Genomic DNA, 20317 nt, shown 5'->3' with positions numbered 1-20317 from the left:
TCTGGGCGCCCATGTTCTCGAACTTGTCCTCGAGCTCGATCTCCTTGGCGACGGTGACGCCGTCCTTGGTGATGCGGGGAGCGCCGAACGACTTCTCGAGCACCACGTTGCGGCCCTTCGGACCGAGGGTGACCTTCACCGCATTGGCGAGGATGTCGACGCCGCGCAGCATCTTGTCGCGCGCCTCGACGGAGAATTTGACTTCTTTAGCTGCCATCTGAGCTTTTCCTTGAGAGATTTAACCTGGAGGGAAAGAGGCGCTTAGGCCGCCTTCTTCTTGGAAGCGGGGACGTCGAGGACGCCCATGATGTCGCTTTCCTTCATGATCAGCAGGTCTTCGCCGTCGATCTTGACCTCGGTGCCCGACCACTTGCCGAACAGGACGCGGTCGCCGACCTTGAGGTCGATCGGGATCAGCTTGCCAGCTTCGTCGCGGCCGCCCGGGCCGACGGCGATGACTTCGCCCTGCGAGGGCTTTTCCTTGGCACTGTCCGGGATGATGATGCCGCCAGCAGTCTTCTCTTCGGCGTCGATGCGCTTGACCACGACGCGGTCGTGAAGCGGACGGAATTTCATGCAGTCCTCCTAAACATTTGTAGATGCTGTAGATTTTTGGAGTGTTAGCAGTCCAGTCCAGCGAGTGCCAGACTGGTTGGGCAGGAGATAGGCCAAGCCTTTGCGGCGGGCAAGAGCCTCTAGCAGAAAAATTGGCACTGGTATGTGACGGCTGCCAGAAGGATGCCGGGATCATTTCGGCATGCTTAATGCCGCCCTTGGAGCCCTCCTGGAACGCGCCGCGGCTATTAGCAGATGCGGTAAGCTGCTGCCAACGCACGAAATTTCAACAACCCATTAAACATTTGGGCTTGAGATGAGTTAGTCGCGTGCGTCACATTTCTCTCATGTGAGCGCATCCATTGCCGGTGGTCCGGCGGGGAAGGTCGGCCACCATGTGAATGCGCTCCGTCACAGGAGGTTGGCATGGTCTCGCGAGTTGGTGGGGTTGTTTCCGACGATTTCCGGAAGCAGTTGCTGGGGTACGGGCTGACAACGGCGCAAATTCTTTATCGGATGCCGGATCACCCCTCGTTGCTGCAGACCTATGTCTGGCAGAACTACGATCTGTTTCCGAAATTTCCGGCGCTGCAGGATTTCCTCGCCTTCTGGCAGCAGAAGCTCGAGGGCCCGCTGTTCTCGGTGACGGTGGCGCATTCCAAGCTGGTCAAGCCGGCCGAGCTGCGCGCCGTCGACGGCGTGTTCCGGCTGCATTGATCCGCTGAGGGCGCAGGGCAACGGGGCAAGGCGCGGCGATGCGCCTTTGCCCACCTCGCGCGGCGCGACTTGTGTTAGCCTCCGCCCGCCAGAAAAAGACGGGAGGCGAACAATGGCCAAGAAGACGGCATCGAGATCCGCAGCCAAGACCGCGGTGAAGAAGAAATGGACCGGCCTCGGCGCCGGTGCCAAAACATCGTCCGCGCGCAAGACCATCAAGTCCAAGGGCCGCGTCTCGGCGGCCAAGAAGAGCGCGCCCAAGACAACAACCAAGGCACGGCCGAAGCAGCGGGTTGCCATCAGCCATCACCGCGAAGAGGACTTCAAGGCCGATGGCTTACGCGCCTACGCCAAGTATCGCGACCTCGGCATCGCAGCCGCCTCGCACGGCCTCGCCCAGGCGCATGTGATCCGGCTGCAGGGACCGTGCAATCCGGATGAAGTGTCGAAGCTGCACTTCCACGACGTCGAATTCCAGATGGTCTATGTGCTCAAGGGCTGGGTGAAGACCTACATGGAAGGCGAGGGCGAGACGCTGATGCAGGAAGGCAGCGCCTGGACCCAGCCGCCGCGCATCCGCCACATGATCCTCGACTATTCCGACGACGTCGAACTGCTGGAAGTGATCCTGCCGGCCGAGTTCAAGACGGTGGAGTTGAAGGCGTAGTCTCGCTGTCATTCCCCGGTGCGCAATTGCGCACCTGAGGGCGCGCCAACGGGTCCGCGCAAGGCGCGGCCCGATGACAGGCTCCGCGCGAGCCCGGAATCCATCTATCGGCTTAACGCGCGGCACAATGGATTCTCAGATGCGCAATTGCGCATCGTAGCTCGTCCTTCGGACGCCCCGGAATGACGGGGCGCACACACGTCGGGTCCCGGATCACCGCTCGGCGACAGCCCACCTCTGGACACTGACTTCCGCCAGCGCCTCGAATATCGCCGGCGTGCGTTCGAGGCGGGCGATCGTTCGCGCACCTTCGAGCGCGGCGACCAATGCGGCTGCGGTAGAGGATGCGCGCGCGGGAGTGAAACCGCACCCCCTGAAATGCTCCGTAATAATCTCGGTCGAATCCACAAATCCGCGCGCCACCCGTTCGGTCAGCTCGGCGTCGAGCGCGGGCAGCTCATTCGCCAGATTTTGCATCAGACATCCATACTGGAAATCAGAGGCGACCATTTCGGCGGCGAATGTGCCGAAAACCTGCTGAACGAAATTCAGGGCATCACCCGCCGTATTCGCCGAGATGTTCCGCAAAACAGCAATCCTGCCCGCGACGTAATGATCGATCGCTTCTTCGGCGAGCTGTGCCTTGCCGCGTGGAAAGTGAAAGTAGAACGATCCCTTGGGCGCACCGCTTTCTTCAATGATCTGGGTCAATCCAGTCGCGGTGTAGCCCTGGATGCGAAACAGCCGTTGGGCCGTGGCAATCGCGCGAGCGCGGGCGTCAGTCTTACGTGGCATGCCCTCAACATAATCCGTTTCGCTTGACGCCGCTATGGTGATCGCCATACTATGGCAATCACCATAGAAAGAGTCCTGCGATGCCCCGCAGCCAAATCCCAAGCCAGGAAGCGTCCCGACGAGCCGTTTTGGCGATGGGGCGGCCAGCCTGGTTGCGGCTTCACTTCGACCGGCCCGCGCAAACCCATCAGGAGCAGCTGATATGACCACATCAACGTATGGCGCGGGCACGCTTCCCAAGGAGGTCCGCTCGCGGATGATCCATGGGGTCAACGGCCTCGATGTCCATATTCTTGAGGCCGGTTATGAGACCCCCGGCCGGCCGCTCGCGCTGCTTCTGCACGGCTTCCCGGACCTCGCCTACGGCTGGCGACACCTGATCCCAATTCTGGCTGAGGCCGGGTACCATGTCGTGGCGCCCGACCAGCGGGGTTTTGGTCGCACCACCGGTTGGGTGAACGGCTATGACGCCCCGCTCGAGTCCTTCAGCCTCTTGAACCTGACGCGCGACGCCCTCGGATTGGTTTCGGCGTTGGGATATCGGCGCACGGCAATGCTCGTCGGGCACGACTTCGGCTCGCCCGTGGCAGCCTATTGTGCGCTAGCCCGACCCGACGTGTTTCCCTCGGTGGTGTTGATGAGCGCACCGTTCCCCGGTCCGCCGGCGTTTCCGTTCAACACCGCGGAAAGCGAGCCATCGTCGGTCCAACCGAACACTGCAAATCAAGGTTTAGCGGCTGCGCTGGCGGCGCTCGATCCGCCGAGGCAGCATTATCAACAATACCTGAGCACACGGCAGGCGAACGATGACATGTGGCACCCCCCTCAAGGTCTACACGCGTTTCTTCGCGCATTCTTCCACGTCAAGAGCGCGGATTGGCCAGGAAACAAGCCGCATCCGTTGAAGGCGCCAACCGCCATAGAGCTTGCACAAATGCCGACCTATTACGTCATGGATCTCGGCAAGACGATGTCCCAGACCGTCGCTCCATTCCAACCTTCCGCCGCCGAAGTCTCGGCCTGCAAATGGCTCACCGAGCCGGAGCTTGGCGTGTACACAGAGGAGTATGGCCGCACGGGGTTTCAAGGTGCTCTCATGGCTTATCGCGTCTTTTCCGATCCTGGCCTGAATGCCGAGTTGCGCCTGTTTTCGGGCAAGACGATCGATGTCCCGTCGCTCTTCATCGGCGGGACAAGCGATTGGGGCACCTATGCGGCGCCGGGCGCGCTCGATCTGATGAGGACGAAGGCGGTGACGAGGATGCGTGGCATCGAGCTGATCGACGGCGCCGGTCACTGGATCCAACAGGAGCAACCGGATCGGCTCGGCACGCTCCTGCTCGCTTTCATCAAGGAGGCGGGTAGGGCGGATCACACCAGCCGCTAAGGCGGGATGAGTTTGGGTTGAATCGGCTTGGCGCGGTCTTGGTTCACCTCTCCCCGTCGGGGAGAGGTCGGATTGCGAAGCAATCCGGGTGAGGGCTCTTGCTCCCTCGATAGACCATAACCCCTCACCCGATTTGCTACGCAAATCGACCTCTCCCAAGGGAGAGGTGAACTTTCGACGCCGCTGCAGTTCAACCTCATCTCATCACGGTCTAGCGAAAAACAAAAATGCCCGGGACTAGCCCGGGCATGACGTGAATTTCAGTAGATGCGGTGCCGGGCGCTTACGCCGTCGCCATGTCCGGGAAGACCGCCTCGATCTTGGTCTTCAGCGTGGCCGCGTTGAACGGCTTGACGATGTAGTTGTTCACGCCGGCCTTCTTGGCCGCGATCACGTTCTCGGTCTTGGATTCCGCGGTGATCATGATGAAGGGCGTGGTCGCGAGATTGGGATCGGCGCGGACTTCCTTGAGCAGGTCGTAGCCGGTCATCGGCTCCATGTTCCAGTCGGAAATCACGAGGCCATACTTCTTGCCGCGCATCTTGTTGAGCGCCGCGGAGCCGTCGGAGGCATCGTCGATATTCTCGAATCCAAGCTGCTTGAGAAGATTCCGGATGATGCGGATCATGGTGCTGTAATCATCAACCACCAGAACCGGCATGGACAAATCAACCGCCATCTTTTCCCCCAAAACGCCTGACGCAACTTGGCTTCTGCACGAACGCAGCTTTCCGGCAACGAGTAACAGCAGGCGTTAAACAGCGCGTTAACCGGCTGAATCCGGATTGTTACGGATTTGACGCGATTTTCGCTACGCTTGACTTCCACGCCGCCGCCGCGTCACGGTCCGGCGCGCAACAATCATGCTTAAGAATCCTTGAAGAATACCTGACATGAGCACTGGCTTTACCGTTATTCGCGACAACACCCCCGAAAGCGCCATCCCGAAGGGCGCCGTGGTCGCGATGGGAAATTTCGACGGCGTCCATCTCGGTCACCGCGCCGTGATCGGTGCGGCGCTGGCTATGGGCAGAGCGCGCGGCGTGCCCGCGCTCGCCGTGACCTTCGAGCCGCATCCGCGCAAATTCTTCAGCCCGAACACTCCGCAATTCCGCCTCACGGACGAGACCAACAAGCTGCGGCTGCTCGCGGCCACCGGCCTCGCCGGCGCCGTCGTGATGACCTTCGACAAGGCGCGCGCCGGGACCACGGCGCAGGATTTCATTCACCATGACCTGATCCGGCGGCTCGGCATCAGCGGCATCGCGGTCGGCTACGACTTCCATTTCGGCAAGGGCCGGGTCGGCTCGCCGAGCCTGCTCGTCAGCGAAGCACCGCGGCTCGGCATCGAGGTCGATGTGCAGGCCCATGTCGACATCGAGGAGCGGCCGGTGTCCTCCAGCGCGATCCGCATGGCGCTCGCCGAGGGCGAGGTCACCGATGCCACCACGATGCTGGGCGGACCGTGGTTCGTCACCGGCAAGGTGATCCACGGCGAGAAGCGCGGCCGCGACCTCGGCTATCCCACCGCGAACATCCGCCTCGACAAGCATTGCGGTTTGAAGCACGGCATCTATGCGGTGCGGGTCGGCAAGGGCGCGCAGCGTTTCGACGGCGTCGCAAGCTTCGGGCGCCGGCCGACCTTCGACAACGGCGCGCCGCTGCTCGAAGTGTTCCTGTTCGACTTCAAGGGCGATCTGTACGACACGGTCCTCGATGTCGCATTCATCGGTTTCATTCGTGAAGAGTTGAAATTCGACACCATCGAGGCGTTGATACGCCAGATGGATGACGACAGCGCCAAGGCGCGCGCGCAACTCGCCGCCGCGCCGGACGCGTTCCCGCAGCTCGGAGCGATTGGTTGAAGACAGAAAAAGAGAAAATGCTGGCGGGCGAGCTCTATCGCCCGGATGCGGAGCTTGCCGCCGACCATACCGCGGCGGAACATTGGATGGCGCGCTACAACGCATCGGGCGCGTCCTCCGCGGGCGAATTGCACGCGCAGCTCGCCGAGCGCTTCCGAAAGGTCGGCAAGGGCGCCGTGATCCGCCCGCCGTTCTTCTGCGACTACGGCAGCAATATCAGCCTCGGCGACGGCGTGTTCCTCAACTTCAACTGCGTCATCCTTGACGTGGTCGCGGTCGTGATCGGCGACCGCACCCAGATCGGGCCCGCGGTGCAGATCTATACCGCCGACCACCCGCGCGATGCCGAAACCCGGCGCGCGGGCCTGGAATTCGGCCGCCCGATCCGGATCGGCAGTGACGTCTGGATCGGCGGGGGCGCCATCATCCTGCCCGGCGTCACGATCGGCGACGGCGCCCTGGTCGGCGCCGGCAGCGTGGTAACGCGGGACGTCGCGGCCGGCACCATCGTGGCCGGAAATCCGGCCCGGCGGCGGCTGCCTGGCGCAGGATAAAGAGGTTAGATCAGTTTGACCGCGGGTTCGGTCCACCTCTCCCCGGCGGGGAGAGGTCGGCGCACCCGGATCGGCGCTTTGCGCCGTCCGAGTACAGGCTCCGCGCCGGGTGAGGGCTCTCGTTCCCTCGATAGACCGCAACCCCTCACCCGATTTGCTGCGCAAATCGACCTCTCCCGAGGGAGAGGTGGCACCTCCGCCGCCGCTCCAGCTTAACCTATCCCGCTCCAGGGGTGGTCCCGCGGAACGGTCCGCCGGCCACTGGGGGGCTTTGCGATTTGCCCGCTTGGCTGCTATGGAAACCCCATGTTTTCGCGGCGCATCATACGGATTAGCGGCCCGGCTTCCGCCTGAGCCTCAAGGCTCGGCGCAAGACCGGGACTTTCGCCGTTTTCACCCGCGATTGATCGCGTATCCGCGCCCCCGCACCTGCCAAATCAGAGCTTTCATGTCCGACAAGCCGCAAAAGACCGAAGCTAACGACTATTCCAAGACCCTTTACCTGCCGCAGACGGAATTCCCGATGCGCGCCGGCCTGCCCCAGCGCGAGCCGGAAATCCTGAAATACTGGAACGACATCAGCCTCTACGACAAGCTCCGCCAGGAAGCCGAGGGCCGCGCCAAATTCGTGCTGCATGACGGCCCGCCCTACGCCAACGGCAACATCCATATCGGGCACGCGCTCAACAAGATCCTCAAGGACGTCGTGACCAAGAGCCAGCAGATGCTCGGCTTCGACTCCAACTACGTGCCGGGCTGGGACTGCCACGGCCTGCCGATCGAATGGAAGATCGAGGAGGAGAACTACCGCTCCAAGGGCAAGCAGAAGCCGGACTTCCGCGACTCCGCCGCGATGGTCGCGTTCCGCCGGGAATGCCGCGCCTATGCGACGCACTGGATCAACGTGCAGCGCGAGGAGTTCAAGCGGCTCGGCATCATCGGCGACTGGGACCATCCCTATCAGACGATGAGCTATCCGGCCGAAGCGCAGATCGCCCGCGAGCTGATGAAGTTCGCCGCCAACGGCACGCTGTATCGCGGCTCGAAGCCGGTGATGTGGAGCGTGGTCGAGAAGACCGCGCTGGCCGAAGCCGAGGTCGAATACGAAGACTACACCTCCGACATGGTGTGGGTGAAATTCCCGGTCACCTCGCCGGCGCATGGCGCGCTCGCCAACGCCTCGGTCGTGATCTGGACCACCACGCCATGGACGCTGCCCGGCAACCGCGCGATCTCGTTCTCGCCGAAGATCGGCTACGGCCTCTACAAGGTCACGGATGCGCCGGCGGACAATTGGGCGAAGAACGGCGACCTCCTGATCCTGGCCGATGCGCTCGCCGCCGAAGTGTTCAAGCAGGCGCGCGTCACCTCCTATGAGAAGGTCCGCGATATTCCCGGCGACACGCTCGACGCCGTTGAATGCGCGCATCCGTTGAAGGGCTTCGGCGGCGGCTACGAATTCATCGTGCCGCTGCTGTCAGGCGAACACGTCACCGACGACACCGGCACCGGCTTCGTGCACACCGCGCCGAGCCACGGCCGCGAGGACTTCGACGTCTGGACGGCCAACACCCGCGAGCTCGATGCGCGCGGCATCCCGACCGCGATCCCCTACACCGTCGACGAGAACGGCGCCTACACCGCACATGCTCCGGGCTTCACCGGAAAACGCGTGCTCAACGACAAGGGCGAGAAGGGCGATGCCAACGAGGCCGTGATCAAGGCGCTGATCGAGGCCGGCAAGCTGCTCGCGCGCGGCCGCCTCAAGCACCAGTATCCGCATTCCTGGCGCTCCAAGAAGCCGGTGATCTTCCGCAACACGCCGCAATGGTTCATCGCGATGGACAAACCCATCGCGGAGAACGGCCATGCCAGGAAGGGCGACACGCTGCGCGCCCGCGCGCTGCATGCGATCTCGGTCACCCAATGGGTGCCGCCGGCCGGCGAGAACCGCATCAACGGCATGATCGCCAATCGCCCGGACTGGGTGATCTCGCGGCAGCGCGCCTGGGGCGTGCCGATCGCCGTGTTCGTGCGCGAGAACGCTGACGGCTCGGCCGAGATCCTGCAGGACGAAGTGGTCAACCAGCGCATCACCGAAGCCTTCATGGAGGAAGGCGCCGACGCCTGGTACATGGACGGCGCCCGCGAGCGCTTTCTCGGGAGCCGCGCGTCGGAGAACTGGAAGAAGGTCGACGACATCTGCGACGTCTGGTTCGATTCCGGCTCCACGCACGCCTTCGTGCTGGAAGACCGCCAGAACTTCCCGCAGCTCGGCAACATCGTCCGCAAGGTCGATGGCGGCAACGACACCGTGATGTATCTCGAAGGCTCCGACCAGCATCGCGGCTGGTTCCACTCCTCGCTGCTGGAAAGCGCCGGCACGCGCGGCCGCGCGCCTTACGACATCGTGCTCACCCACGGCTTCACGCTCGACGAGAACGGCCGCAAGATGTCGAAGTCGCTCGGCAACACGGTCGAGCCGCAGAAGGTGATCAAGGATTCCGGCGCGGACATCCTGCGCCTGTGGGTCTGCGCCACCGACTATGCCGACGACCAGCGCATCGGCCCGGAGATCCTGAAGAACACCATCGAGACCTATCGCAAGCTGCGCAACTCGATCCGCTGGATGCTCGGCACGCTGCATCACTTCAAGCAAGCTGAGAAGGTCGCCTTCGCCGAGATGCCCGAGCTCGAGCGGCTGATGCTGCACGAGCTGGCCGGCCATACCGAGACCATCCGCAAGGCCTATGCCGCGTTCGACTACAAGACCGTGGTCGCAACTCTCGCGGCCTTCATGAACTCCGAGCTGTCGGCGTTCTATTTCGACATCCGCAAGGACACGCTGTATTGCGATCCGCCGTCCTCGGTGGCGCGCAAGGCGGCGCTGACCACGATCGATCTGCTCTGCGACGCGATCCTGAAATGGCTGGCGCCGATCCTAAGCTTCACGACCGACGAAGCCTGGCGGATGTACCGGCCGAACGCCGAGCCCTCGGTGCATCTCACGCTGTTCCCCGAAGGCCTCGAGCAATTCCGCAACGATGCCCTCGCCGCGAAGTGGGAGACGATCCGCAACGTCCGCCGCGTCGTCACCGGTGCGCTGGAGCTCGAACGCGCCGCCAAGCGGATCGGCTCCTCGCTCGAGGCATCGCCGGTGATCTACATCGCCGACCGCGAGATGCTGGCCACGCTGTTCGACATCGATCTCGCCGAAGTCTGCATCACCTCGAACTACGAGGTGCGCGAGGGCGAGGCGCCGGCTACCGCCTTCCGCCTCGATGCGGTGCCGGGCGTTGCCGTGGTGGTCGAGAAGGCGGTCGGCACCAAATGTGCGCGCTCATGGAAGATCCTCCCCACGGTCGGCGAAGACCCTGAGTATCCCGACGTCTCGCCGCGCGACGCGCAGGCGCTGCGCGAATGGAAGGCGCTGGGGGTCACGGCCTAACATCTACCGTCGTCCCGGCCTGGTGCGCAATTGCGCACGGGGGCCGGGACCCATAACCACCGCTGTCTCGAATGGACGAAGGCTGATGACCCCTAGTCATTCAAACAATACCCGGCACGGCGTATGGGTCCCGGCCTGCGCCGGGACGACGCCTCTAACGGCAAGCCGATGACCTCTCCCGTTCGCGCCGGTGTGCTGGCGGCGGTCATCACCCTGATCGCCGACCAGGCCTCCAAGCTCTGGCTGCTCCATGTTCTCGACATCGCGCACCACGCTCCGGTGACGGTGACGCCGTTCCTCGACCTGGTGCTGGCCTGGAATCCCGGCATCAGCTTCGGCTGGTTCCAGAGCGAGACCCCGGCCGCCCAGATCCTGCTGATGGTGATCAAGGCCGCCGCCGTGATCGCGCTGGCGATCTGGATGGCGCGGTCGCGGACCTGGCTCGCGACGGTGTCGCTCGGCCTGATCATCGGCGGCGCGATCGGGAACGGGATCGATCGCTTCGCCTACGGCGCGGTGGTGGATTTCGCCCTGTTTCACGTCGAAATCGCCGGAAAAACCTTCAATTGGTACATCTTCAACCTCGCCGACGTGGCGATCGTTGCTGGCGTGGCGGCCCTATTGTATGATTCCGTCATGGGGACCCCCGCCGTAAAAGCGCCCTGATCCCGGCCGATACGAGCCGGTCGGCGGCCGACCTGTACCCAGCGGAACTGAGCGCTAAGCCAGTGATCGCTTTGGCGAATTTTGAAATGGGGAAAGCGCGATGCGCAACACCAAAGCCCGCGGAAATCTGATCGAGACCTCCCAGCTGTCGCCGCTGCGCGGCCTGCGCCTGGCGTTCGTCGCGGCCGGAATCGGCCTTGTCATGGCGGCCGGCCCGGTGCGTGCCGGCGACGACGACGATGACGGCGATGATGGCCTGACCTTCGAAGAGCGGATCATCGACAATCTGATGACCGGGCTCGGTGCCAAGAGCGCCGCCAGCAAGGGCATCGACTACCGCGAGCGCTCGCCGCTGGTGGTGCCGCCGAAGCTCGACCTGCCGCCGCCCGCCTCGACCACGCAGGTCAACGCGCCGAACTGGCCGAAGGACCCTGATATCGCCGCCCGCAAGGCCGCGATCGCGGCGCGCAAGAAGGAAGTCAAGAAGGAGCCGTGGCAGTCGGCGGTGGCTTTGACGCCGGCCGAGATCGAGGCGGGCCGCAAGCAGCAGACGGCCACCGAAGGCCGCAGGGAGCCGCTCGAGCCCGGCGCGAACACCAATCCGTCGCTGATGCCGAGCCAGCTCGGCTACACCGGCGGCCTCCTTGGCGTGTTCAAGGGAAACAGCAGCGAGTCCAAGCCGTTCAAGGGCGAGCCGACGCGCGAATCGCTGACCGAGCCGCCCCCGGGCTACCAGACGCCGTCTTCGGGCTTTGCCTATGGCACCGGCCCGATGCAGCCGATGGCGAAGGAAGGGCAGTACGACGTCATGACCGGAAAACCGGTGCAGTGACCGCGCGGCCTCGGCGCTGGCATTCCCGTCATCCTGAGGAGCCGCGAAGCGGCGTCTCGAAGGATGAACGGCCCGGCCTGTGGCCCGTCGATCGTTCGAGACGCCCGCAAGTGCGGGCTCCTCAGGATGACGGGGTAAGGTCTTCAAACTTTTCTGGCCTAGCCCGGCTTGGCGCCGGAGGCGGCCCGAGCGGCTGCCGCTCCGCGGACGAAGGCTGACATGAGCAAAGCTTAATGCGGGGTGACCTCGGTCTCTCCGCTTCGTGACGACGGGCACGGGAGCGACCGTGTACGATGGCTTGCTTTCGTGCCCCGGCTGTGTGTCCGGGCTTTCACAAGGACCATGATGCCCTCACGCCGATCGATTGCCCTGTTCGTTGCCGCCTTTGTTTCAACCATCCCGCTGTCGGCGACCGGCCTCCGCGCCCAGACCACCGTCACCTCGGAACGCCCTGCGAGCTTCACGCTCGACAACGGCCTGCAGGTCGTGGTGATCCCCGATCACCGCACGCCGGTCGTCACGCAGATGATCTGGTACAAGGTCGGCTCCGCTGACGAGACGCCCGGCAAATCGGGCCTCGCGCATTTCCTCGAGCATCTGATGTTCAAGGGCACCGCCAAGCACCCGGCCGGCGAGTTCTCGCAGACCGTGCTGCGCGTCGGCGGCAACGAGAACGCCTTCACCTCCAACGACTACACCGGCTACTTCCAGCGCGTGCCGCGCGAGCAGTTGCCCACCATGATGGAATTCGAGGCCGACCGCATGACCGGCCTGATCCTGAAGGACGAGAATGTGCTGCCCGAGCGCGACGTCGTGCTCGAGGAGTTCAACATGCGGGTTGCCAACAACCCGGATGCCCGGCTGACCGAGCAGATCATGGCCGCGCTCTATCTCAACCATCCCTACGGCCGGCCGGTGATCGGCTGGCACCAGGAGATCGAGAAGCTCGACCGCGAGGATGCGCTCGCCTTCTACCGCCGCTTCTACGCGCCGAACAACGCGATCCTGGTCATCGCAGGCGATGTCGACGTCAAGGATATCCGCCCGCTGGTCGAGAAGAATTTCGGTCCGATCCCGGCGCAGAAGGCAATCGCCGAGAAGCGCGTCCGGCCGCAGGAGCCGACACCGGCCGCCCCGCGCACCGTGACGCTGTCGGATCCGCGCGTCGAGCAGCCGAACCTGCGCCGCTACTATCTGGTGCCGTCGGCGACGACAGGGGCGGCCGGCGAGAGCCAGACGCTCGACGTGCTGGCGCAATTGATGGGCGGCGGCGCCAACTCCTACCTCTATCGCTCGCTGGTGATCGACAAGGGCCTCGCGATCTCGACCGGCGCCGGCTATCAGGGCACCGCGCTCGATCCGTCGCAATTCTCGATCGCGGTGACGCCGAAGCCGGGCGTCGAGTTCGCCCAGATCGAGGACGCGATCGACAAGGTGATCGCCGATCTCGCGCAGAACCCCGCGCGCGCCGAGGATCTCGAACGGGTCAAGACCCAGCTCATTGCGGAAGCGATCTACGCCCAGGACAACCAGGCGACGCTGGCGCGCTGGTATGGCGGCGCGCTGACCACGGGCTTGAGCATCGACGACATCCGCAGCTGGCCGGAACGCATTCGCGCCGTCACCGCCGAGCAGGTGCGTGCAGCAGCCGCCACCTGGCTCGACAAGAAGCGGTCGGTGACCGGCTATCTGATCAAGGATACTGCGCCGAAACGCGAGGAGAAGCGCTCGTGATCTATTCCCTCACCCGCCGCGCGGCGCTGATCGGCGGCGCCTGCGCCGCGCTGCTGACGCTGACGTCAGCGCCCTCGCAGGCCGCGGCCAAGATCCAGCGGCTGGTATCGCCCGGCGGCATCGAGGCGTGGTTCGTGCAGGACGCGACCGTGCCGCTGATCGCGATGGAATATTCCTTCGGCGGCGGCGCCAGCCAGGATCCGCCCGGCAAGCCCGGCGTCGGCAATCTGGTCGCCGACCTGCTCGACGAAGGCTCCGGCGATCTCGATTCCAAGACCTATCATGAACGGCTCGAGCGCCGCGCCATCGAGCTCAGCTTCCAGTCCAACCGCGACCAGTTCCGCGGCTCGCTGCGCATGCTCAAGGACAACAAGGACGAAGCCTACGATCTGCTGCGGATGGCGCTGACCTCGCCGCGGTTCGAGCCGAAGGACGTCGAACGAATCCGCGCCCAGGTGATCTCGAACCTGCGCCGCGAATCGACCAATCCGTCCTCGCTGTCCGGCCGCAAGTTCCTCGAGCTCGCATTCGGCGATCATCCCTATGGCAGGACGGCGACCGGCACGCTCGAGAGCGTGCCCACCATCGAGATCTCAGACCTCAAGGACTATGTCCGCCGCATCATCGCCAAGGATACGCTGCGGATCGCCGTTGTCGGCGACGTCGACGCCGACACGCTCGGCAAGCTGCTCGACAAGACCTTTGGCGACCTGCCGGCCAAGGCCGAATTGACGCCCGTTCCCGACGTCGTGGCGACCAAGCCGCCGCAGCGCGCCTTTGTCCCGCTCGATGTGCCGCAGACCATCGTCACCTTCGGCGGTCCCGGCATCAACAGGCACGATCCTGATTTCATGGCCGCCTATGTGGTGAACCACATTCTGGGCGGCGGCGGGCTGTCGTCGCGGCTCTACAAGGAAGTGCGCGAGAAGCGCGGGCTGGCCTACTCGATCTATGAGGCGCTGCTCTGGATGGATCACTCCGCGCTGTTCATCGGCAACACCGGCACCCGCGCCGACCGTGCCGGCGAGACCATCGATGCGATCGAGGCGGAGATCCGCCGCATCGCCGAGCAAGGTCCGACGCAGCAGGAGCTCGACGAGGCAAAGTCGTATCTGAAGGGCTCGCAGATGCTGGCGCTCGACACCTCCTCCAAGCTCGCGCAGGCGATGCTGCAATACCAGCTCGACAAGCTGCCGATCGATTACATCGAGAAGCGCAGCGCCATCGTCGATGCGGTGACGCTCGACGACGTCAAGCGGGTCTCCAATCGGCTGTGGGGCAACGGCCTGCTCACCGTGATCGTCGGCCGCGCCCCGCAAGCCGCCGCGCAGCCGGTGTCGGCGCCGCCGAAGGCGAATTGAGGCGCTTCGGCACGTCCTTTCGTCATACACCACCGTCGTGGCTACCCCTCTCCCCACCCTCCCCCGCAAGGGGGGAGGGAGCCTGACGAGCGTGCTCACCTCACATCGTGTCACGACTGGCGGTGATGCTTCGATTGGCGTTGGATCGTTAGGGACGCGCAAAGCGGTAGGGCTCCCTCCCCCCTTGCGGGGGAGGGTTGGGGAGAGGGGTGAGCCGCGGGCTCTGACCGCAGACGTCATCCACGCACCCCGAGCACACGCAACACAAACCCGCTATCCTGCGGCCGCCGATTCTTCCCTGCACCGGGTGATGTCATGCTGCGGGTGTCCCGCGACCTTACAATCGACGAGAACGACATTGAGATCGTCTTTGTCCGCGCCTCCGGTCCGGGCGGGCAGAATGTCAACAAGGTCTCGACCGCAGCCCAGCTCCGCTTCGACACGCACAAGATCGCGCTGCCGCCGGATGCCGCGCAGCGGCTGGCGCGGCTCGCCGGCAGCCGCATGACCAAGGACGGCGTGATCGTGATCCAGGCGTTCCGCTTCCGCACCCAGGAGCGCAATCGCGCGGACGCCATCGAGCGGCTGCTCGAGATGCTCAGGGAAGCGATGGTACGGCCGACACCGCGGCGGCCGACCAAGCCGACGCTCGGCTCCAAGCAACGCCGGCTCGAAGGCAAGAAGCGCCGCAGCGATATCAAGGCCGGCCGCGGCACGCGCCGTTTCGACGACTAGAGCGTTTCGAGCGAAGTGCTCCAGCGAACGCCGGACACAGCGCACGCGCGGCGCTGCATCCGGGATCGATCATCGCGGCACGTGAGCGGACAAACGCGGGAAATGCGTTTGCGCGGAGATCATCGTCAAACAAGAAAGCCAAAGCGCGCTAGCGCTTCAGCAGATCTCATCGCGCTTTAGTACTTCTTGGTTCCCGGGGCCATCTCGGAACCGCCGGACTTCGGCGTCGTCGCGTGGCCGCTGCTGCTGCCTACCGTTCCCTTGCTGCCCGACTTGGCGCTGGTGCCGCTCTTCTGGCTCGGTGACGTCGGCTGTGCCGCCATTTCCTCATCGCCGCTGCCGGACATGCCGCCGCCCTGCTGCATCGTTCCTGCGCCCGGCGCGCCGCCGCGAAGCTGGGTGTTGGGTGTAGCCGCTCCCTGTGCCAGGACGGGGCCGGCCATCGCGGCCGAGATGGCAAGGGCGAGCACGCTGGTTTTTGCAAACGTCATCATTTCTCCTGGACTTTGATTGACGATGGAAGGTGCGGCGCAGGTCGTGCGCCGTTTGCAGCGCCGACCCTAAACCCCATCGCGCAAGACTGAATTTCCGCAAACGGCGCACACGCAATGCAAGCTGCGCCGTGTGGTGATCGTGCAGGGATTTCGCGGTCATTTTGCGGATTTGTTGTCCGCATATGCGGCAGCGGCCGGTTCCGCGCCAAACCACCGCCCAGCTTTGTTCTGCCGTGAAACAGCCCGCTACTACCAACGGCGGATTTCAGCCTCCTACAGTCACTGCACAGAGGGCGGTGATGTATATGACAAAGCTGCGCGCAAGGTGGGCTGCAGGATGGACGTTGGCGCTGGGATTTTGCAGCGCAATGCTTGCAGTGCAAATTGCGGCTGCGCAAATGCCCTTGCCTGCCGCCAAGCCGCCCGACGGGGCGACGCTGTTCAAGCAGCAATGCGCGACCTGCCACACGTCAAACACGTCGGATCCCGTCCGGCAGGGGCCGTCGCTCTACAAGATCGTCGGCCGCCATGCCGGCAAGGCGGACGGCTTCAAATATTCCGCGGGCTTCGCGAAGGCCGATTTCGTCTGGGACGACACCAGGCTCGATGCCTGGCTGACTAACCCGCAAGAGGTGATCCCAGGCAGCGTGATGGCCTATCGGCAGACCAAGCCGGAAACCCGCGCCATGATCATCGCCTATCTGAAGGAGCTGAACTGAATGGCGAAACCCGTGCATTCGATGATCCGCGTGTTCGACGAGGCCAAGGCGCTCGACTTCTATCTCCGCGCATTCGGCCTCGAGATCGCGGACAATCTGCGATTTCCCGATTTCGCGCTGATCTATCTGCGCCATCCGTCCTCGCCGTTCGAGGTCGAGCTCACGGTCAATTTCGATCGCAAGGAGCCCTACGCGCTCGGCGATGGCTACGGCCATCTCGCCGTCGTCGTCGATGACGTCGATGCCGAGCACGCGCGCTTCGAGCAGGAGAAACTGTCGCCCGGGCCGCTGCGCGACTTCAAGCATGACGGCCGGACGCTGGCGCGCTTCTTCTTCGTCTCCGATCCCGACGGCTACAAGATCGAGGTGATCCAGCGCGGCGGGCGCTTTGGCTAATTCAACTACAAAATAATTGGAGGAAACCATGAGAGAAATCGATCGACGCAGCAAATATGACCGGCGTGTGTTTCTCAAAGGCGCGGCCGCCGCTGCGCCCGCCGTCGCAATCGCGACGTCCACCGGGCTCGGCATCACCGATGCCTGGGCCGAAGACGCCTCGACGCTGACGCCGGCCACGATGAAGACGCTGTTGAAGATAGCGCGCGACATCTATCCGCACGATTTCCTCGGCGACAGCTACTACATCACGGCAGTGAAGCCGTGGGACGACAAGGCAGCCAAGGACCCGGCCGTCAAATCGCTGATCAATGACGGCGTAGCCCGGCTCGATCAGGCGGCCAACGATCGTCACAAGATGCCGTATGCCCAGCTCGCCTGGGAAAACGATCGCGTCGCGCTGCTGCAGCAGATCGAACAGAGCGCGTTCTTCCAGAAGATCCGCGGCGACCTCATCGTCTCGCTCTACAACAACAAGGAGGTATGGCCGCGGTTCGGCTACGAGGGTTCCTCCGCCGAGCATGGCGGCTACATCAAGCGCGGCTTCGCCGACATCGACTGGCTGCCCAAGGCTTGAACCGGACAATCTCGGGAGGAAACAATGGCAAAATTCGATTTGAATGACAGCGGCGTTGTCGTGATCGTCGGCTCCGGCGCAGGCGGCGGAACGCTCGGCAATGAACTGGCGCAGAAGGGCGTCAAGGTCGTGATCCTCGAAGCCGGTCCGCGCATCGAGAACCAGGACTTCATCAACGATGAATGGGACAGCTTCACCCAACTCGCCTGGTCCGACGCGCGCAGCACATCGGGCAGCTGGCGGGTCCACCAGGACTTTCCGAGCCTGCCGGCCTGGATCGTGAAGGCGGTCGGCGGCTCGACCACACACTGGGCCGGCGCCTCGCTGCGCTTCGATGAGCACGAGTTCAAGATCAAGTCGGCCTACGGCGCCATCCCCGGCGCCAATCTTCTGGACTGGCCGATCACGCTCGCCGAGATGGAGCCGTGGTACGCCAAGGCCGAGGACAAGATGGGCGTCACCCGCACCAACGGCATCCCTGGCCTACCCGGCAACAACAACTTCAAGGTGATGGAGGCCGGCGCGAAGAAGCTCGGCTACAAGGAGGTCCATACCGGACGGATGGCGATCAACAGCGAGCCGCGCGACGGCCGCGGCTCGTGTCAGCAGATCGGCTTCTGCTTCCAGGGCTGCAAGTCCGGCGCCAAATGGTCGACGCTCTACACCGAGATCCCGAAGGGCGAAGCCACCGGCAATCTCGAAGTGCGCCCCGGCAGCATGGTGATCAAGATCGAGCATGACCAGTCCGGCAAGGTCACCGGCGTGGTCTATGCCGATGCGACCGGCGCGATGCAGCGCCAGAAGGCCCGCGTGGTCGCGGTCGCCGGCAACTCGATCGAGAGCCCGCGGCTGCTGCTCAACAGCGCGTCCAGCATGTTCCCGGATGGGCTCGCCAATTCATCCGGCCAGGTCGGCCGCAACTACATGCGGCACATGACCGGCAGCGTGTATGCGACCTTCGAGAAGTCGGTGCACATGTATCGCGGCACCACGATGGCCGGCATCATCCGCGACGAGGCGAGGAACGATCCGAAGCGCGGCTTCGTCGGCGGCTACGAGATGGAAACGCTGTCGCTCGGCCTGCCCTTCATGGCCGCGTTCCTCAATCCCGGCGCCTGGGGACGCAGCTTCACCAGCGCGATCGAGGGCTATCCGCGGATGGCCGGCATGTGGCTGGTCGGCGAGGACATGCCGCAGGAAACCAACCGCATCACGCTGGATCCGAAGATCAAGGACAAGTTCGGCATGCCGGTCGCGAGCGTGCATTTCGACGACCACCCGAACGACGTCGCGATGCGCGATCACGCCTACAAGCAGGGCGCCGCGGTCTATGAGGCGGTCGGCGCCACCGTGACCTATCCGACGCCGCCTTATCCCTCGACCCACAACATGGGCACCAACCGGATGAGCGAAAAGCCGCGCGATGGCGTGGTCAACAAGTTCGGCCAGACCCACGACATCAAGAACCTGTTCGTCTCCGACGGCAGCCAGTTCACATCAGGCGCGGCCTGCAATCCGACGCTGACCATCGTCTCGCTGGCGATCCGCCAGGCCGACACCATCGCAGGCGCGATGCAGCGCAAGGAGATCTAGGTCCCTCTGACTGAAGCGGCCTTGTCCGTCGGGACAAGGCCGCTTTTTCTTTTGGATCGCGGATGGGCGGAAACTCTATTCCGCCGCGTCCATGATCGCCGCCGCCGCGGGACGATAGTCCGGGACGACCACTGGCGCATTGGCCTTGGCGCGATAGATCAGGCAGGAGCAGCGCAAGAGCGACGCGAAATTGTTGACCTCGCCGTGATGGTCGAGCACCTCGTTGTGCAAGGTGGTGAGGAACTTGGCTAGCGTCATGCCTTCCTTGGCCGCGATTTCCTCCAGCGTATCCCAGAACGACATTTCCAGCCGGATCGAGGTGCAATGGCCGTCGATCCGCAACGATCGGGTCTGCGATTCATAGTCGCGTTGCGGCTGGTGCGCGAAAAGATGGCACATGGCGTTCCTCCGGCAAGAACTTATAATTTTTCTAAACGATATACCTGCGCCTGCGGCCCCACAATCGCGACGTAGGGCGTAACCGCCGGCCGCCGAATGCGAGTGTCTTCAAGGCGATAGGCCGGCTCCATCCCCAGCTAAAGGCAGCCATTCGCGGACTGACCCATGCATTTGGCCCACGGGCCGACTAGAATGGCGCCTATCCTCGAATCCGTGTCCGATTACGCCGTCCATGCCCGTCCGCCAGCTTCCCGAACAGCTCGTCAACCGCATCGCCGCCGGCGAGGTGGTCGAACGCCCTGCGAGCGTGGTCAAGGAGCTGGTCGAGAACGCGATCGACGCCGGCGCGAGCCGGATCGATGTGTTCACCGATGGCGGTGGGCGGCGCCGGATCGGCATCACCGACGACGGCGGCGGCATGACGCGGTCAGACCTTGCGCTCGCGGTCGACCGCCACGCCACCTCCAAGCTCGACGACGAGGACCTGTTGCGCATCCGCACGCTCGGGTTCCGCGGCGAGGCGCTGCCGTCGATCGGCGCGGTCGCCAAGCTCGGCATCACCACGCGTCACGCCAGCGAGCCGCACGCCTGGTCGCTGTCGGTCGAAGGCGGCGAGAAGTCGGAGATCATGCCGGCCGCGCTCGGCCAGGGCACCCGCGTCGAGGTCAACGAGCTGTTCTACGCGACGCCGGCGCGGCTGAAATTCCTCAAGACCGACCGCACCGAGGCGGAGGCGATCCGCGAGGTGGTGCGGCGGCTCGGCATGGCGCGCCCCGACATCGCCTTCACGCTGGCCGGCGAAGAGCGTGCGCCGGTCACCTGG

The 20317-nt window shown here is 64.2% G+C and carries 22 protein-coding genes; 16 read left to right on the top strand and 6 right to left on the bottom strand.

Annotation, left to right across the window (positions count from 1 at the left end):
• A partial coding sequence (locus tag AC628_RS15060) for a TCP-1/cpn60 chaperonin family protein (RefSeq protein ID WP_283806579.1) occupies window positions 1–217 on the bottom strand: 217 nt, incomplete at its 3' end.
• Between the two features lie 44 nt (window positions 218–261).
• Window positions 262–576: a co-chaperone GroES gene (locus AC628_RS15055; RefSeq protein WP_018272373.1), complete on the bottom strand. Its 315-nt coding sequence runs from the start codon at window positions 574–576 to the stop codon at window positions 262–264.
• A 405-nt stretch (window positions 577–981) separates the two neighbouring features.
• Here AC628_RS15055 and AC628_RS15050 point away from each other — a divergent pair, with 405 nt between their 5' ends.
• Together AC628_RS15050 and AC628_RS15045 are read left to right on the top strand one after the other, a co-directional pair.
• Window positions 982–1272: an usg protein gene (locus AC628_RS15050; RefSeq protein WP_074127572.1), complete on the top strand. Its 291-nt coding sequence runs from the start codon at window positions 982–984 to the stop codon at window positions 1270–1272.
• 112 nt (window positions 1273–1384) lie between these two features.
• Window positions 1385–1939, top strand: coding sequence for a cupin domain-containing protein (locus AC628_RS15045; RefSeq protein ID WP_074127571.1), 555 nt, complete (start codon window positions 1385–1387; stop codon window positions 1937–1939).
• A gap of 213 nt (window positions 1940–2152) precedes the next feature.
• On the opposite strand, the gene AC628_RS15040 is transcribed toward AC628_RS15045, so the two are convergent.
• On the bottom strand, window positions 2153–2782 hold the full coding sequence (locus AC628_RS15040) for a TetR/AcrR family transcriptional regulator (protein ID WP_074127570.1): 630 nt from the start codon (window positions 2780–2782) through the stop codon (window positions 2153–2155).
• A 154-nt stretch (window positions 2783–2936) separates the two neighbouring features.
• Here AC628_RS15040 and AC628_RS15035 point away from each other — a divergent pair, with 154 nt between their 5' ends.
• Window positions 2937–4121 (top strand): alpha/beta fold hydrolase, encoded by a 1185-nt coding sequence (locus AC628_RS15035; protein WP_210190209.1) that lies wholly within the window; start codon window positions 2937–2939, stop codon window positions 4119–4121.
• Window positions 4122–4404: 283 nt separating this feature from the next.
• Here the strand turns inward: AC628_RS15035 and AC628_RS15030 are convergent, their stop codons facing one another.
• Entirely contained in the window at window positions 4405–4800 is a 396-nt protein-coding gene (locus tag AC628_RS15030; protein ID WP_016844467.1) for a response regulator, read from the bottom strand.
• A gap of 214 nt (window positions 4801–5014) precedes the next feature.
• On the opposite strand from AC628_RS15030, the gene AC628_RS15025 reads away from it, so the two are divergent.
• From AC628_RS15025 to arfB, 8 genes are all read left to right on the top strand, one after another.
• Window positions 5015–5986: a bifunctional riboflavin kinase/FAD synthetase gene (locus AC628_RS15025; protein ID WP_074127569.1), complete on the top strand. Its 972-nt coding sequence runs from the start codon at window positions 5015–5017 to the stop codon at window positions 5984–5986.
• Window positions 5987–6003: 17 nt separating this feature from the next.
• Window positions 6004–6540: a sugar O-acetyltransferase gene (locus AC628_RS15020; protein ID WP_083632917.1), complete on the top strand. Its 537-nt coding sequence runs from the start codon at window positions 6004–6006 to the stop codon at window positions 6538–6540.
• A 448-nt stretch (window positions 6541–6988) separates the two neighbouring features.
• On the top strand, window positions 6989–9988 hold the full coding sequence (gene ileS / locus AC628_RS15015; protein ID WP_074127567.1) for an isoleucine--tRNA ligase: 3000 nt from the start codon (window positions 6989–6991) through the stop codon (window positions 9986–9988).
• A 168-nt stretch (window positions 9989–10156) separates the two neighbouring features.
• Window positions 10157–10654 (top strand): signal peptidase II, encoded by a 498-nt coding sequence (gene lspA, locus AC628_RS15010; protein ID WP_074127576.1) that lies wholly within the window; start codon window positions 10157–10159, stop codon window positions 10652–10654.
• A gap of 100 nt (window positions 10655–10754) precedes the next feature.
• Window positions 10755–11486, top strand: a complete 732-nt coding sequence (locus tag AC628_RS15005; protein WP_074127566.1) for a hypothetical protein — start codon at window positions 10755–10757, stop codon at window positions 11484–11486.
• Between the two features lie 342 nt (window positions 11487–11828).
• The gene (locus AC628_RS15000; protein WP_210190208.1) at window positions 11829–13220 is read left to right on the top strand and encodes a M16 family metallopeptidase; all 1392 of its coding nucleotides are present in this window, start codon (window positions 11829–11831) and stop codon (window positions 13218–13220) included.
• Window positions 13217–14581: a M16 family metallopeptidase gene (locus AC628_RS14995; RefSeq protein WP_168193379.1), complete on the top strand. Its 1365-nt coding sequence runs from the start codon at window positions 13217–13219 to the stop codon at window positions 14579–14581. Before AC628_RS15000 ends, AC628_RS14995 begins: the two co-directional genes overlap by 4 nt.
• A gap of 315 nt (window positions 14582–14896) precedes the next feature.
• Window positions 14897–15316: an alternative ribosome rescue aminoacyl-tRNA hydrolase ArfB gene (gene arfB / locus AC628_RS14990; RefSeq protein ID WP_050426392.1), complete on the top strand. Its 420-nt coding sequence runs from the start codon at window positions 14897–14899 to the stop codon at window positions 15314–15316.
• 176 nt (window positions 15317–15492) lie between these two features.
• Here the strand turns inward: arfB and AC628_RS14985 are convergent, their stop codons facing one another.
• Window positions 15493–15807, bottom strand: coding sequence for a hypothetical protein (locus tag AC628_RS14985; RefSeq protein WP_074127573.1), 315 nt, complete (start codon window positions 15805–15807; stop codon window positions 15493–15495).
• A gap of 401 nt (window positions 15808–16208) precedes the next feature.
• Between AC628_RS14985 and AC628_RS14980 the strand changes: the two genes are divergently transcribed.
• The 4 genes from AC628_RS14980 to AC628_RS14965 are packed head-to-tail and all read left to right on the top strand — an operon-like array spanning window position 16209 to window position 19095.
• Window positions 16209–16529: a c-type cytochrome gene (locus tag AC628_RS14980; RefSeq protein WP_074127565.1), complete on the top strand. Its 321-nt coding sequence runs from the start codon at window positions 16209–16211 to the stop codon at window positions 16527–16529.
• A complete protein-coding gene (locus tag AC628_RS14975; RefSeq protein ID WP_074127564.1) occupies window positions 16530–16925 on the top strand; it encodes a VOC family protein in 396 nt (131 codons plus the stop codon). It begins immediately after the preceding gene.
• Window positions 16926–16953: 28 nt separating this feature from the next.
• Window positions 16954–17502, top strand: coding sequence for a Twin-arginine translocation pathway signal (locus AC628_RS14970; RefSeq protein ID WP_074127563.1), 549 nt, complete (start codon window positions 16954–16956; stop codon window positions 17500–17502).
• A 24-nt stretch (window positions 17503–17526) separates the two neighbouring features.
• Window positions 17527–19095 (top strand): GMC family oxidoreductase, encoded by a 1569-nt coding sequence (locus tag AC628_RS14965; protein WP_074127562.1) that lies wholly within the window; start codon window positions 17527–17529, stop codon window positions 19093–19095.
• A gap of 75 nt (window positions 19096–19170) precedes the next feature.
• Here AC628_RS14965 and AC628_RS14960 read toward each other — a convergent pair whose 3' ends face one another.
• A complete protein-coding gene (locus tag AC628_RS14960; RefSeq protein ID WP_074127561.1) occupies window positions 19171–19494 on the bottom strand; it encodes a ribbon-helix-helix domain-containing protein in 324 nt (107 codons plus the stop codon).
• 232 nt (window positions 19495–19726) lie between these two features.
• Between AC628_RS14960 and mutL the strand changes: the two genes are divergently transcribed.
• On the top strand, window positions 19727–20317 hold a 591-nt coding region (gene mutL / locus AC628_RS14955), incomplete at its 3' end, for a DNA mismatch repair endonuclease MutL (protein WP_210190207.1).

The sequence above is a fragment of the Bradyrhizobium sp. NAS96.2 genome, assembly GCF_001908235.1.
Taxonomy (GTDB): Bacteria; Pseudomonadota; Alphaproteobacteria; order Rhizobiales; family Xanthobacteraceae; genus Bradyrhizobium.
The sequence above is the reverse complement of the archived record's forward strand: the minus strand, read 5'-3'. Positions and strand labels throughout refer to the sequence as shown.

Coding starts and splice junctions, on each gene's coding strand:
- AC628_RS15055 (WP_018272373.1), bottom strand. CDS start 576: ATGAAATTCCGTCCGCTTCACGACCGCGTCGTGGTCAAGCGCATCGAC.
- AC628_RS15050 (WP_074127572.1), top strand. CDS start 982: ATGGTCTCGCGAGTTGGTGGGGTTGTTTCCGACGATTTCCGGAAGCAG.
- AC628_RS15045 (WP_074127571.1), top strand. CDS start 1,385: ATGGCCAAGAAGACGGCATCGAGATCCGCAGCCAAGACCGCGGTGAAG.
- AC628_RS15040 (WP_074127570.1), bottom strand. CDS start 2,782: ATGGCGATCACCATAGCGGCGTCAAGCGAAACGGATTATGTTGAGGGC.
- AC628_RS15035 (WP_210190209.1), top strand. CDS start 2,937: ATGACCACATCAACGTATGGCGCGGGCACGCTTCCCAAGGAGGTCCGC.
- AC628_RS15030 (WP_016844467.1), bottom strand. CDS start 4,800: ATGGCGGTTGATTTGTCCATGCCGGTTCTGGTGGTTGATGATTACAGC.
- AC628_RS15025 (WP_074127569.1), top strand. CDS start 5,015: ATGAGCACTGGCTTTACCGTTATTCGCGACAACACCCCCGAAAGCGCC.
- AC628_RS15020 (WP_083632917.1), top strand. CDS start 6,004: ATGCTGGCGGGCGAGCTCTATCGCCCGGATGCGGAGCTTGCCGCCGAC.
- ileS (WP_074127567.1), top strand. CDS start 6,989: ATGTCCGACAAGCCGCAAAAGACCGAAGCTAACGACTATTCCAAGACC.
- lspA (WP_074127576.1), top strand. CDS start 10,157: ATGACCTCTCCCGTTCGCGCCGGTGTGCTGGCGGCGGTCATCACCCTG.
- AC628_RS15005 (WP_074127566.1), top strand. CDS start 10,755: ATGCGCAACACCAAAGCCCGCGGAAATCTGATCGAGACCTCCCAGCTG.
- AC628_RS15000 (WP_210190208.1), top strand. CDS start 11,829: ATGATGCCCTCACGCCGATCGATTGCCCTGTTCGTTGCCGCCTTTGTT.
- arfB (WP_050426392.1), top strand. CDS start 14,897: ATGCTGCGGGTGTCCCGCGACCTTACAATCGACGAGAACGACATTGAG.
- AC628_RS14985 (WP_074127573.1), bottom strand. CDS start 15,807: ATGACGTTTGCAAAAACCAGCGTGCTCGCCCTTGCCATCTCGGCCGCG.
- AC628_RS14980 (WP_074127565.1), top strand. CDS start 16,209: ATGCCCTTGCCTGCCGCCAAGCCGCCCGACGGGGCGACGCTGTTCAAG.
- AC628_RS14975 (WP_074127564.1), top strand. CDS start 16,530: ATGGCGAAACCCGTGCATTCGATGATCCGCGTGTTCGACGAGGCCAAG.
- AC628_RS14970 (WP_074127563.1), top strand. CDS start 16,954: ATGAGAGAAATCGATCGACGCAGCAAATATGACCGGCGTGTGTTTCTC.
- AC628_RS14965 (WP_074127562.1), top strand. CDS start 17,527: ATGGCAAAATTCGATTTGAATGACAGCGGCGTTGTCGTGATCGTCGGC.
- AC628_RS14960 (WP_074127561.1), bottom strand. CDS start 19,494: ATGTGCCATCTTTTCGCGCACCAGCCGCAACGCGACTATGAATCGCAG.